At 61.3% G+C, this 12,913-nt stretch carries 10 protein-coding genes and 1 pseudogene; 8 read left to right on the top strand and 3 right to left on the bottom strand.

The window, feature by feature from the left end; genetic code table 11:
- Window positions 1-159: 159 nt before the first annotated feature.
- The 3 genes and pseudogenes from EJ077_RS21985 (at window position 160) to EJ077_RS21975 (ending at window position 3,918) form a co-directional block, all read left to right on the top strand.
- Window positions 160-2,148 carry a UDP-N-acetylglucosamine 4,6-dehydratase gene (locus tag EJ077_RS21985; RefSeq protein ID WP_245458506.1) on the top strand — a complete coding sequence of 663 codons (1,989 nt, stop codon included), beginning with the start codon at window positions 160-162 and terminating at the stop codon, window positions 2,146-2,148.
- A gap of 176 nt (window positions 2,149-2,324) precedes the next feature.
- Complete coding sequence (locus EJ077_RS21980; protein ID WP_208696202.1) at window positions 2,325-3,257, top strand: glycosyltransferase family 2 protein; 933 nt, start codon at window positions 2,325-2,327, stop codon at window positions 3,255-3,257.
- A 122-nt stretch (window positions 3,258-3,379) separates the two neighbouring features.
- Window positions 3,380-3,918: pseudogene (locus EJ077_RS21975) on the top strand (sugar transferase).
- A 43-nt stretch (window positions 3,919-3,961) separates the two neighbouring features.
- Here the strand turns inward: EJ077_RS21975 and EJ077_RS21970 are convergent.
- A complete protein-coding gene (locus EJ077_RS21970; RefSeq protein WP_208696200.1) occupies window positions 3,962-4,909 on the bottom strand; it encodes an NAD-dependent epimerase/dehydratase family protein in 948 nt (315 codons plus the stop codon).
- Window positions 4,910-4,926: 17 nt separating this feature from the next.
- Window positions 4,927-6,228 (bottom strand): O-antigen ligase family protein, encoded by a 1,302-nt coding sequence (locus tag EJ077_RS21965; protein ID WP_208696198.1) that lies wholly within the window; start codon window positions 6,226-6,228, stop codon window positions 4,927-4,929.
- A 480-nt stretch (window positions 6,229-6,708) separates the two neighbouring features.
- Here EJ077_RS21965 and cysD point away from each other — a divergent pair, with 480 nt between their 5' ends.
- Genes cysD through EJ077_RS21940 form a run of 5 tightly spaced genes read left to right on the top strand, consistent with a single transcriptional unit; the run spans window position 6,709 to window position 11,782 of the window.
- Window positions 6,709-7,614: a sulfate adenylyltransferase subunit CysD gene (cysD, locus tag EJ077_RS21960; protein ID WP_208696196.1), complete on the top strand. Its 906-nt coding sequence runs from the start codon at window positions 6,709-6,711 to the stop codon at window positions 7,612-7,614.
- Between the two features lie 2 nt (window positions 7,615-7,616).
- Window positions 7,617-9,554, top strand: coding sequence for a sulfate adenylyltransferase subunit CysN (cysN, locus tag EJ077_RS21955; protein ID WP_208696194.1), 1,938 nt, complete (start codon window positions 7,617-7,619; stop codon window positions 9,552-9,554).
- 10 nt (window positions 9,555-9,564) lie between these two features.
- Window positions 9,565-10,383: a 3'(2'),5'-bisphosphate nucleotidase CysQ gene (gene cysQ / locus EJ077_RS21950; protein WP_208703085.1), complete on the top strand. Its 819-nt coding sequence runs from the start codon at window positions 9,565-9,567 to the stop codon at window positions 10,381-10,383.
- 41 nt (window positions 10,384-10,424) lie between these two features.
- On the top strand, window positions 10,425-11,033 hold the full coding sequence (locus EJ077_RS21945; RefSeq protein WP_208696192.1) for a hypothetical protein: 609 nt from the start codon (window positions 10,425-10,427) through the stop codon (window positions 11,031-11,033).
- A complete protein-coding gene (locus EJ077_RS21940) occupies window positions 11,027-11,782 on the top strand; it encodes an O-antigen ligase family protein (RefSeq protein WP_208696190.1) in 756 nt (251 codons plus the stop codon). Before EJ077_RS21945 ends, EJ077_RS21940 begins: the two co-directional genes overlap by 7 nt.
- Here the strand turns inward: EJ077_RS21940 and EJ077_RS21935 are convergent.
- Window positions 11,743-12,885, bottom strand: coding sequence for a DegT/DnrJ/EryC1/StrS family aminotransferase (locus EJ077_RS21935; protein ID WP_208696188.1), 1,143 nt, complete (start codon window positions 12,883-12,885; stop codon window positions 11,743-11,745). The two genes, EJ077_RS21940 and EJ077_RS21935, sit on opposite strands and share 40 nt — an antisense overlap.
- Between the last annotated feature and the right edge of the window lie 28 nt (window positions 12,886-12,913).

Here is a 12,913-nt window from a genome sequence, read left to right as displayed (position 1 = left end):
CATCCCAAAAAAACATCTGGCTATGCCCCGCGGCCCGCAGTATGCGATACAGCAGGCGGGGGCCGGAAATGCTACTTGTAAGTGTGACGGTCACGAATGATTCTCGTGCTCACACTTTGCTGGTGGTCATGCCGACAGCCTGGAGTTTAGTACTGCCTAATGAATACTTCCCTGGAAGCTGTGTTCGGGCTCAGGCCACAGGTGCGGCGCGCCTTCATCATGGTCCAGGATGTGGTCATGGTCCTGGTCGCCGTGGCGCTCAGCCTTGTCCTGTCGCGGTCGGATCTTTCGTTCGGCGCGCTCTCCGCGGAGGGCCTTGTCACTTGGGTCGCCATCGTTCTCATCAGCCATCTTCTGTTCAGATATTGCGGCCTCTACACCACGGTCTGGCGTTTCGCCTCGACGCCTGATTTCTTCAACATCCTGAAGAGCTGCGCGATCCTGACATTCGTGCTCTACGCCGTCTCGCTGGTCGTGCGTTTCTTCCAGCCTGTCGCGGGCCTCAACGAGCGCCAGTTCATCGTCTTTCTGCTTGTCTCCTTCACCATCATCTCGGCGCCCCGGCTGTTCTACCGCTTCCTGCGCGACGGCGCGAGCTGGGGTGTTCTGAGCGGCAAGGCCGACACGGCGCGCGCCAAACAGGCCCTGTTCGTCGGGCGGCTGAGCGAGGCCGACCTGATCATTCGTTTCACGCGCACGGCGCAGCCCGCCGACCATTCCATCGTCGGCATCATGGCGACCGAGCATGGCGCACCGCTCGGCACGCGCATCCAAGGGGTCCCCGTGGTGGCGACCCGGCCGCGCCTGATCGATGTGCTGGAGGACTACGCGACCGGCACCAAGAGCCTCGATCTCCTGATCTTCGGCAGCGGCGCCGAGCATGAGATCGAGGAATATTCAGAGCTTGTCCGCGTCGCGCGTCACGGCGACATCGGGGTCGTGCAATTCGCGGGACTTTCGCGGCTGGGCCAGGAGGGAAAGCTCGTTCTCGATGCCGTCGAGATGGAGACGATCCTGCGCCGCCCGACGGTGCCGTCCGACATCGAGCGCATCGGCGCCTTCGTCGGCGGCAAGCGCGTCCTGGTCACGGGAGGCGCCGGCTCCATCGGCCGAACGCTGGTCAAGCGGTCGCTGGAGCTTGGCGCCGACGCGGTGCTGGTCGCCGACAATTCCGAATTCGGCATCTTCCAGTTGAGCCAGTATGTCGACGAGAAGCACCATGACCGCCTCAAGGTCCGCATCGTCGATGTCGCCGACAGGCGCCAGATGACGCGCGTCGTCACCGAGTTCAAACCCGACATCCTCTTCCATGCCGCGGCGTTGAAGCATGTTCCGCTGCTGGAGGAGAACTGGGAATCGGCCATCCAGACCAACGTCTTCGGCACGCTTGTCTGCGCCGAGGTCGCCGCCAGCTGCGGCGTGGCGCAATTCGTTATGGTCTCGAGCGACAAGGCCGTCGATCCGACGTCCGTGCTTGGCATGACCAAGCGGGCCGCCGAACAGATCGTCAGCGCCTTGCATGGAACACCGGCCGGCGAACCGGGCGGGCGCCGCCCCGCCACCAAGTTCATCGCGGTGCGCTTCGGCAACGTCTTCGGCAGCAATGGCTCGGTGGCGACCATATTCCAGGCCCAGATCGAGGCCGGCGGGCCGGTCACCATTACCGACCGGCGCATGACGCGCTATTTCATGACGGTCGCCGAAGCCGTCGATCTCGTCATCATGTCGGCGGCCGATGCCGCCTCGCGCCCGGCCGGCCAGGACTACGCCGTCTACATGCTCGACATGGGCAAGCCCGTGCCGATCCTCGAAGTGGCTGAAACGATGATCCGCATGTCGGGAAAAAGCCCCTATACGGACATCCCGATCCGCTTCACGGGCATCCGGCCGGGTGAAAAGCTTCACGAGACCCTTCACGGCGAAGACGAGGAATTGGTCGAGCTCAGCATTGCCAAGATTTTTGGCCTGAGCACCGAAGTCGCGCAGTGGTCGGATGTCCAGGCAGCGCTTGCAGCGCTGCAGCAATCCATAAAGAGCCAGGACAAGGCAGCCTCGCTCACCATCCTGGCCGATCTCGACCGCACGACGAAGACAAGGGCGAACGCGCAGCACGACGCGGTCCCGAAGACGGCCGGGCAGGCGAGCTAAAGCAATTCCAGGAAAAGTGCGCAGCGGTTTTCCGTCCGGAATTGCGTGAAAACAAGAGACGAGCAATTCCAGGAAAAGTGCGCAGCGGTTTTCCGCCCGGAATTGCGTGAAGGCAAAGATGAGCAATTCCAGCAAAAGTGGGCAGCGGTTTCCTCGCGGCAAGGCGTTTGACATCAGTGGATAAGATAGATCTGCGCATTGCCGTCCTGATGGGCACGAAGGATGGCGCCGCCTTTATCGACGAGCAGCTGCGGTCGCTGCTCGCGCAGTCGCATCCTCTGATCGACCTTTGGATATCCGACGACGGCTCCGTCGATGGCACGGTTGCCATCATCGAAGCCTGGAAGCCCCGTTGGACAAAGGGCCGGATAAATCTCGTGGAAGGGCCGCGGCAGGGCTTTGCCGCCAATTTCCGGTCGATGATCCTCGACCCGCGCATCGATGCGGATTGCTACGCCTTCAGCGATCAGGACGATATCTGGGAGCCCGACAGGCTGGAAAGCGCCCTTGGCTGGATGCAGGCATTTGACGCGGCGCAACCGCTGATGTCCTGCTCGCGAACCGCAACCATGACCGAGACCGGAAGCCTGGTCGGCCATTCGCCGCTGTTCAGCCGTCCGCCGTCCTTCCGCAACGCGCTCGTGCAGAGCATTGCCGGCGGCAACACCATCCTGCTCAACCGCGCCGCACGCGATCTGTTGGCCAGGGCCTCCACCCGAACCGGCTTCGTCAGCCACGATTGGTGGGCCTATCTGATTGTCACCGGTGCGGGCGGTGTCGTCCGCTACGACCCGCGGCCATTGGTACGCTACCGCCAGCATGCGGCAAATCTGGTCGGCGCCAATGCATCGTGGCAGGCACGGATCTCGCGGCTCGGCCGCCTGTTCAAGGGCCAGTTCGCGGACTGGACCGATCTCAATCTTGCCGGCCTCGCCGTCAATCGCGATCTCCTTACGAAGGACGCGCTGGCACGCCTCGACCTGTTCGCGAACGGTCGGCAAGGCAGCCTTTTACAACGCCTGGGCGCGCTGCGCAAAAGCGGCGTCTATCGACAGACTTTTGCCGGGACCCTTGGGCTCTATCTCGCCTTTGTGCTGGGTCGTATCTGAATGTCGTAAGACCACTTGGCGCGCTTGGTCAGCAAGGCGACCTCATGCTACGCCGACCGGATTGATCGGCTTCGCTCGTGGTTGCCGCGTGAAGCCCTGGCAGGGAGCCCTATCGGCCACTCATGACGACAGCCAAGAAAATCTTCGATCTCGCCGGTGCGGCTGTGCTGCTGGTGGCAACCTCTCCCATCCTGTTGCTTGCCATTCTTGCCGTCCGCGCATCATCGCCCGGTCCGGTGTTTTTTTCCCAAACGCGGATTGGCCGCGAAGGCGCGCTTTTTCGCTGCCACAAATTAAGGACGATGTACCAGGGAACGCCATCGTTGCCCTCGCACGAAACCCCGAGAGCGCCGTGACATCGGTTGGAAAGCGCTTGCGGAAATTCAAGCTCGACGAGTTGCCGCAACTCTGGAATGTCCTGCGCGGCGAAATGAGCCTGGTCGGGCCGCGTCCCTGCCTGCCGACCCAGACGGAACTGATCGAATGCCGCAGGCGGCTGGGGGTTTTGCAGGCTCTGCCCGGAATGACAGGCTTGGCGCAGATCAGGGGCATCGACATGTCGAACCCGCGACTTCTGGCCGACACCGACGCCATCTATCTCAGGACCGCATCGTTCTGGCTCGACCTTCGCATCCTGTTTGGGACACTCTATCGAGGCTGAGCGGGCCATGCTCCGGAAGCAGAAACCGGTCCTTGGATCAGGGTCAGACAGGAAGCCGGGGCTCTCGGAGCCGTGCCATCTCGGTCAGCCGCGACAATGTCTCGGTTTCAGGCGCCCAGCCTTCCGAGGCAAGGAGCGAAGGGTCGCATATCTGGGTCGCGGTCAGGCTGTCCCAGGACGTCCGCTTGCCGAGCAGTATGGCGGCCGCCCGCATCGGTCCGGCCGGCATTGTCATCAGGCGTGTCGGTCTCCCGAAACCGCGGCGAAAGGCACCGATGATGGCAGCGACGGAAACCGGCGGCACGTCGCTGGCGGTATAGATCGGACGAAGCGGCTGCGAATGGCAAAGCAGATGCCACACCGCCCCTGCCGCCGATTGCAATGACAGCAGCGAGCGGTTTGCCGTCAGGGCGCCTGTCGGCATCGGCAGAGCCGTATCGGCGAGCCGCATCAGTGTCGCCAGGTTTCCTTTCATGCCGATCCCGTAGACCGGAGGCAGCCGCAATAGGGCGGCGTCGGCACGGCCGTGCGAGGCATAGGCGCCCAATACGGCAATTTCTGCTTTGCGTTTCGAGCGCCCATAGGCGTCCTGCGGTTCGGGGACTGTGTCTTCGTCGATCGTTGCGCTGGCACGCGCGCCGATCACGGCCCGGATCGAGGAAAGATGGATGAACCGTCCGCTTGCCTGCGTGGCGGCGGCATGCGCCAGCCGTGCGCTCAATTGCGCATTGGCTGCCAGAAAGTCGGCTTCGGTGGCATTGCCCTGGTCATTGTTCAGACCCGCGCAATGGACGATATCCGTAACATCCCTGGTCAGCGCCAGGAAAGCCGGGGCAGGTGCATCGAACGCCGGCATCAGCATGGCGTCGGACCCCGCATCAAGTCTCTCCGGCTGGCGGGAGGCGAGGCGAAGCTCGACACCAGCCTGACGAAGCCGATGGACCATCTGGCGGCCGATGAAGCCCGTCGCGCCCGTAACCAGGACTTTCATTGTCTTGCCCGGACCGGTTACTGGACGACTGGCGGGGGTGCCAGGCTTTCCACCACTGGTGGAAGGGCTTGCCTTTCCACCAACGCAGCCCGGCGCCCACAGGCAAGATATGTTCCCGACACCAGGAAGATCATAAAGACCGAGTCCAGAATGTCATGGCCGATCAGGATGCCCGTCATTCCGGCGGTCAGATAGGTGATCACGAGGGCGACGATCATGGTGGCGCCGAACCGCTCGATCGGATCGGTGCTGTCGCGAAGGACCCGGGCGGCATTTCTGGCGGCAACCACGAAGATCGCCGCCAGCGTCACCGCACCCAGGATTCCCGCTTGCACCAAGGCGGTCAGGAAGCCGTTGTGGAAATGATTGAAACCTTCATCCATCCCGAACTGATCCTGAAAACCCTGCTTGATCAAGAGCCGGGTGGCACCCACGCCATGTCCGAAAAATGGCATCTCCCGAAATGCTTTCAGCCCGATATCCCAAAGGGCGACGCGCGATCCTAAAGCTGTCGTGTGGTCACCATGGGTCAGCGCATCCCAGTCTGAGTGCAGAAATGCGACCCGCCCCGCTATCGTGTGGGACCCGAAAACCGCGATCGTGGCTGCGATGGCGGCCAGCAGCAAAAGCACGCGAACGGCACTTCTCCCTCTCAGTTTCTGCTGGTTGATCAGCAGAACGGCGATGCCGGCAATCAACAGTGCCAGCCAGACGATGCGGGTACCGGAGTAGATGATGGCGATCGTGCCGCCGAGCGCGGCGCAGATAGGGGCGATCCTGTATCTCTCTATGCCAGACAGGGCAGCGGCCACGCAGGTCACCACTGCAAGGCAGAGGACCTCAGCGAACACGATCGCATTCCCGGCCCCGCCCTCGGCGCGTATACCAAGCCGATATTGCTGATAGACCGCCAGCAGCAGCGCTCCAAAACAGGCAGCCATGCTGGCCAGCACAATGATGCGGACGAGCGTCGTCTTTTGCGTAATGCTCCAGGTCGAATAGGAGATGGGAAAAAACAGAAAGGTGATCAGCGGAATAAGATGCCGCGCGTCCGTGACGATCGCGTGGTTGACCAGGGACGCCAGGACATTGCTTGCGCAATAGGCATAGATCGCGATCGTCAGCGCCATCATCGCCCGGTCGACATTGAGGCGTCTTCTCTTCAAGGCGATCAACAGGACGGACCACAGGCCACCGCCATTGAACACGAAGCTGACCACGGATCCCAGGACCGGGGGAGAAAAGAAGCAGAGAATGGAGAAGTAGATATTGATCCGCGAAGGCGTGAACTGCTGCCTTATGGATGAAAGCCGGTTCAATTTTCGGACCTGCTATTCTCGAGAAATTTTATGCGCGCTCATCATGTTTGCTGAAACCGAATGTGCTCGCCTCGAAATTGCCCATGCTCCATCACGCACTTGCCCACTCTCGAAAAACGTATAGCGGCTGGGTCGCTGTTTCGATAGTGCGGCCGGATCGATCGCCGCCGAAATCCGGCAGTTGGGGGCCATTGAGCCCTGCAGCGCCCCCGCAGCGCGGTCACAGGCAATATTTTTCCTGCCTTTTCCCGGCCGGAGGCCGTTCAAGCAGAAATTTCCGGGTTTTGCCACAAGCATGGAAAATTCATTCCCGAACGGACCGCTGCCGGGCGCCTCTTGCATTGTTCTGGGCCGTGACGATCTGCTAGAACGCCCGCACGAAACACTTTGTCCAGAAGCGAAGCTTGAACCGGGCGCACAAGGCTCGATGATTTGACGCAGGATCTTCTGTTGCAAGGCACAAGAGAACGCTCACGGTCCATGACATCAGCGCTTACGCATCTGCAGCGGCTTGAAGCCGAGTCCATCCACATATTCCGCGAGGTCGCGGCTGCCTTCTCCAAGCCGGTCATGCTCTATTCCGTGGGCAAGGATTCGTCGGTGCTGATGCATCTGGCGATGAAGGCGTTCTATCCGGCCAAGCCGCCATTCCCCTTCCTTCACGTCGATACGACCTGGAAATTTCGCGAGATGATCGCATTTCGCGATCAGATGGCGCAGAAACTGGGTTTCGACCTTCTGGTTCATGTCAACGAAGACGGCGTGCGCGACAACATCAATCCGTTCGATCACGGTTCGAACACCCACACCCATGTGATGAAGACCGTGGCGTTGCGCCAAGCGCTCGACAAATACGGCTTCGATGCCGCCTTTGGAGGCGCCCGTCGCGACGAGGAAAAGTCGCGCGCCAAGGAGCGCATCTTCTCTTTCCGCAATGCCCAGCATGTGTGGGATCCGAAGAACCAGCGGCCCGAAATGTGGAAGATTTTCAACACGCGTATCGCGCAGAGTGAATCGATCCGCGTTTTCCCCTTGTCAAACTGGACCGAGCTCGACATCTGGCAGTACATTCTGCAGGAAAACATTCCGATCGTGCCGCTCTATTTCGCCAAGCGGCGGCCGGTCGTCGAACGCAATGGCATGTTGATCCTCAAGGACGATGATCGCATGAAGCTGCTCCCGGGCGAGGTCGTGGAGGACCGGTTGGTGCGGTTCCGCACGCTTGGCTGCTATCCGCTGACCGGCGCCATCGAATCCGACGCCGACACACTCGAAGCCATCGTTGGCGAGATGCTGACGGCACGCACATCCGAACGGCAGGGTCGGCTGATCGACCGCGATGAAGCCGGTTCGATGGAGAAGAAGAAGCGCGAGGGGTATTTCTGACCATGCGCCACATCATGGCAAAGAGCCTCGCTCCCACGGACGGCGTCCGCGACTATCTGGCGGCGCAAGAGAAGAAGTCGCTGCTGCGCTTCCTGACCTGCGGTTCGGTGGACGACGGCAAGTCGACGTTGATCGGTCGGCTTTTGTCCGACACCAAGCAGATTTTCGAGGACCAGCTCGCCGCGCTCGAACGCGATTCGCGAAAGCATGGCACGACGGGCGACGACATCGACTTCGCGCTGCTGGTTGATGGCCTCGAGGCCGAGCGCGAGCAAGGCATCACAATCGACGTCGCCTACCGCTTCTTCGCCACGCCGAAGCGCAAGTTCATCGTCGCCGACACGCCCGGCCACGAACAATATACCCGCAACATGGCGACCGGTGCCTCGACCGCCGATCTGGCGATCGTGCTGATCGATGCCCGGCAAGGGATGCTGCGCCAGACCCGGCGCCATTCGATCATCGCCTCGCTGCTCGGCATTCGCCATATCGTGCTGGCGGTCAACAAGATCGATCTCGTCGATTTCGACCAGGCGGTTTTCGACAGCATCGTCGAGGATTACCGGCAGTTCTCACGCGATCTCGGTTTCCAGACCATCGCGCCGATCCCGATGTCGGCCCGTTATGGCGACAATGTCAGCCGCCGCTCGGATAGCATGAAGTGGTATTCCGGCCCGACACTGATCGAGCATCTCGAAACCGTCTCGGTCGACGAAGTCGCGGTCGAGCTGCCGTTCCGCTTTCCGGTTCAGTACGTCAATCGCCCCAATCTCGATTTTCGCGGCTTCGCCGGCACCATCGCGTCCGGTACCATTGCGCAAGGCGACGAGGTCGTCGTCGCCAAATCGGGCAAGTCCTCGCATGTCAAACGCATCGTCGCCTATGGCGGCGATCTCAAACAGGCGGTGGCCGGCCAGGCCATAACGCTCGTCCTTGACGACGAGGTCGAGGTTTCCAGGGGCAACATGCTGGTTTCGCCGGCCGCGCGGCCGCAGGTCGCCGACCAGTTCGCCGCCAACATCGTCTGGTTCGACGAGCATGCGCTGCTGCCGGGCCGCTCCTATATCCTGCGCACCGAGACCGATCAGACCAGCGCCACCGTCACCGACTTGAAATACCGCATCAACGTCAACGACTTTGCCCATGAGGCGGCCAAGTCGCTTGAGATGAATGAAGTCGGTATCTGCAACATTTCGACGCGGGCGCCGATTGCCTTCGACCCGTTTGGCGAGAACCGTACCACTGGCGCCTTTATCCTGATCGATCGCATCAGCAACGCCACGGTTGGCGCAGGCATGATCGTGCACTCGCTGCGCCGCGCCGAAAACATCCATTGGCAATCGCTCGATGTCGGCAAGCGCGTGCGCGCCGACATGAAGAACCAGCGGCCCGCCGTGTTCTGGTTCACGGGGCTTTCGGGCTCCGGTAAGTCCACCATCGCCAACCTGTTGGAGAAGAAGCTGTTCGCTACAGGCCGCCATACCTATATTCTCGACGGCGACAATGTCCGTCACGGTCTCAACCGCGACCTCGGATTCACCGATGCCGATCGCGTCGAGAACATTCGCCGCGTCGCCGAAGTGGCCAAGCTGATGGCCGATGCCGGGCTGATCGTCATCGTCTCCTTCATTTCGCCATTCAGCGCCGAGCGGCGCATGGCCAGGGAATTGATGGCCGATGGCGAGTTCATCGAGGTGTTTGTCGACACGCCTTTCGAGGAATGCGCCAGGCGTGACCCGAAGGGTCTTTACGCTCGCGCGCTGAATGGCGAGATCAAGAATTTCACCGGTGTCGATTCTCCTTACGAAGCACCGGAGAAACCGGAGATCCATCTGAGGACGCTCGGCAAGTCGGCCGAAGAGATGGTAGACACCCTGGAACACTGGCTGGACGAGCGTGACATTGCCGAAGACCAATATGACAATGGCGGCGGCATCTGACGACAAGTCGATGCTTGAAATCTTCGAGCGGCTGGCGCTGGCGGCCGGGCGCGAAGTCATGCGTGTGTTCCATGCCGGCTGCGCGGTCGACCGCAAATCGGACTCCTCGCCGGTGACCGAGGCGGACCGCGAGAGCGAGAAGATCATTCTTGCCGGCCTGCGTACGGAATTCCCCGACATTCCCTGCGTGGCCGAGGAGGAAGCGGCCGCCGGTGTCATGCCGGGCGAACTTGGCGAGGCTTTCTTCCTTGTTGACCCGCTTGATGGCACCAAAGAATTCGTCAGCCGGCGCACCGACTTCACCGTCAATATCGCGCTTGTCCGCCATGGCGTGCCGGAAGTTGGCGTCGTCTTCGCCCCCTGCGGCGGCCGCTTCTTTTCCGGTCTGCCGGGCAGGGCGGAAGTCCTCGAAATCGATGGCGATTACCGGATCATCGCCCGTCGGCCGATTTCGGTGAGAACGGCCGCGTCGCCGCTGGCAGTGGTTGCCAGCCGCTCGCACAACACGCCGGAAACCGAAGCCTATATTCGCGACCTTGGCGCCGCCGAGATCGTCTCGGTCGGTTCGTCGCTGAAATTCTGCCTCCTCGCCAATGGCGAGGCGGATGTCTATCCGCGCTTTGGCCGCACCATGGAATGGGACACCGCGGCGGGTGACGCGGTGCTGCGCGCCGCCGGCGGCACGACGCGCACGCTGGACGGCAAGCCCTTGGCCTATGGCAAGCGCAACCAGGCCGATGACGAGGACTTCGCCAATCCGCATTTCATTGCCAGCGGCAACGCTGCAACCGGAGGGCGTATCTTACGTGGAGGTGGAAACCTCCCGTAGATGGCCTATCCTGTAGGGGCGTTCCCTGAGTCGGTAGTTGAATGTCCTTTTTTCAGAAATGCCATGCCGTCATTTTGGGCGGATTTCCGGTATGGACCAGCAGTCGCGATGAACTAGGCCTCAGGATGTTGCTGGGCCTCTATGCCCTCTCTCCCGCCCTTTTCGTCTTCATCGAAATGTCTCCGACGGCCCTGGCATTTGTCGCGGCACTCATGGGCGCTCTTACCCTTTTGACGAAGGGGGCACGCTTTGGCAGGGCAACGATAGGCCTGGCCGTCGCCCTGGCTCTCTTGTCCGGCTTTGTCCTGTCGAGCGCCCTGTGGTCGGTCGACGCGAGCCGCTCTGTCATGGCGGCGAAGGACGTGTTTGGCTACTCGGCCGCCGCCATCCTGCTGTTTGAGTGCATTCTGGCGCTTCCGAACGCTCAATGCGACCGGCTGGCACGGGTCTCGCTATTCGGCATGTTGATTGGCCTGGTGTCGGTCATGGGTTGGGAACTGTATTTTGCGTTTTTGACCGAAGATCCAAGATTTGTGGAAAATGTTTTCACCCTCCACAAGATCACGGTCTACGGAGCTTTTTTGCCGTCATATTTCTTGTGCAGCCGAGGCTGGTCTGGAAGGGGGTTGCGGCTCTCTTTGCCGTGCTGACATTGCTCTACGGCCAATCGACCGGCATCAATCTGGCGATTGTGTTCGTGGCGGCTATGTTCGCCATGCCCGCCAAATACCGCCAACACGCCTTGGTCGGATTCTTCGCCGCCTATTTGTCTCTTGCCCTGATTGCCCCTTTCGTCGTTTCGCCGCTGTTTGCCTACCTCAAAACAACGGGCTGGCTGGTTTTCTATCCGGGAACGTTCGCCGCGCGACTTGATCTTTGGCAGATGATCTCGCCCCACATTGCGGAGCAGCCGGTTCTCGGCCATGGCGCCGATACGATGAGAAACGCGGTCGGGGTCGTGGTGAATCCCACATATTACGCGCAGGCGGATCTCCCAAGCGCACACAATATCGTATTCGATTTGTGGTACGAGTTGGGAGCGCTGGGCATCATTGTGTATGGGGTGCTCCTGGGCGCGATCATAAGAATGATCGGCCGTTTGAGCGGCTCCTGCCATTTCGTGCCCAGCAGCTACCTGATCATAGCTGTTGTCGAACTGTCGGTCGACCATCGGATCTGGTTGTCATGGGTGCTGGGCACCTTGGTCTTCGCAGCGGGCATCTGCATATTGCAGTGCCGTTCCGTGGTCCCCCGGGAATGGATGACCGGATCACAAGACGCGCGGCGACCTTCTCAAAATAAGGGCGCGAAGTGCGCGACCGCCTACGCCGGCGAGGTGTCGCCTCTGGTATCCGGCGCCTATTCGGCTGCGGCCTGCGCCGAGTTCGAGCCGATATAGTTGCGGATCGTTTCGATGATCCGGTTCTGGTCGGCCTCGCTGAGATAGGGGTGCATCGGCAGGCACAGGATGCGTTTCGGCAGGTCCTCCGAAACCGCAAGACCGGTCGGCGTGCGCGGGTAGTCCCGATAGGCGATCTGCTCATGCAGCGGCTTGACATAGTAGACGACGGACGGGATGCCCTTTTCGCTCAGATGCGCCTTAAGGCCATCGCGTTTCGGCGTCTCGATCGCGTATTGCGCCCAGGCCGAGCGGCTGCCATCCAGGTTGCGGGCGGCGGTGACGATGTCGCCGAGGCCTTCCGCGTAACGCTGGGCTACCACTTGCCGCGCCACCATTTCTTCCTCAAGGATGGCGAGCTTCTCGATCAGGATCGCCGCCTGAAGCGTGTCGAGCCGTGAATTGATGCCGACGCGGATGTTGTCGTACTGCGTCTCGCCCTTGCCGTGGAAGGCGAAGGAACGCAGCGCGTCGGCCAGAGCGTCATCATTGGTGAACATCGCGCCGCCGTCGCCATAGCAGCCGAGCGGCTTGGCCGGATAGAAGCTGGTCGAGCCGACATTGCCGAATCCGCCGCACATCCTGCCTTCGAGCGAGCCACCCATCGACTGGGCGGCATCCTCGATCACCAACAAGCCTTCGCGATTGGCGATGGCCATGATCGCCTCATAGTCGGCGGCAAGACCGAACAGGTCGACGGGGATGATCGCCTTCGGCTTCAGTCGGCCTTCCTTCTTGATGGCCGCGATCGCCGCCTCGAGGCTGGCGATGTCGATGTTGTAGGTCTTCGGATCGACATCGACGAAAACCGGCTCGGCCTTGGCCAGCGCCACCACTTCCGCCGTGGCGGCGAAGGTAAAGCTCGGCACGAACACCGCGTCACCTGGGCCGATGCCGGCGGCAAACAGCGGCAAAAGCAGTGCGTCGGTGCCGTTGGCGCAGGCAACCACATGCTTGACGCCGACATAGGCAGCGAGCTTCTTCTCGAATTCGGCGACCTGGGGGCCAAGGATGTAGCGGCCATCTTCGACGACGTGGTCGATAGCGGCTTTCAGCCGGTCGCGGATTCGTTCGCGCTGCGCGCCAAGATCGATGAACTGCATGTCGGCCTCAATACCTGCCAATAACCGG

The sequence above is a fragment of the Mesorhizobium sp. M8A.F.Ca.ET.057.01.1.1 genome, from assembly GCF_003952565.1.
GTDB lineage: Bacteria > Pseudomonadota > Alphaproteobacteria > Rhizobiales > Rhizobiaceae > Mesorhizobium.
Note: the sequence above shows the minus strand (reverse complement) of the source record. Positions and strands in the feature narration are given on the sequence as shown.

Excerpts from the sequence above, each read along its gene's own strand:
- EJ077_RS21970 (WP_208696200.1), bottom strand. The coding sequence starts at position 4,909 with ATGAAAGTCCTGGTTACGGGCGCGACGGGCTTCATCGGCCGCCAGATG.
- cysD (WP_208696196.1), top strand. The coding sequence starts at position 6,709 with ATGACATCAGCGCTTACGCATCTGCAGCGGCTTGAAGCCGAGTCCATC.
- EJ077_RS21935 (WP_208696188.1), bottom strand. The coding sequence starts at position 12,885 with ATGCAGTTCATCGATCTTGGCGCGCAGCGCGAACGAATCCGCGACCGG.
- EJ077_RS21945 (WP_208696192.1), top strand. The coding sequence starts at position 10,425 with ATGTCCTTTTTTCAGAAATGCCATGCCGTCATTTTGGGCGGATTTCCG.
- EJ077_RS21985 (WP_245458506.1), top strand. The coding sequence starts at position 160 with ATGAATACTTCCCTGGAAGCTGTGTTCGGGCTCAGGCCACAGGTGCGG.
- cysQ (WP_208703085.1), top strand. The coding sequence starts at position 9,565 with ATGCTTGAAATCTTCGAGCGGCTGGCGCTGGCGGCCGGGCGCGAAGTC.
- cysN (WP_208696194.1), top strand. The coding sequence starts at position 7,617 with ATGCGCCACATCATGGCAAAGAGCCTCGCTCCCACGGACGGCGTCCGC.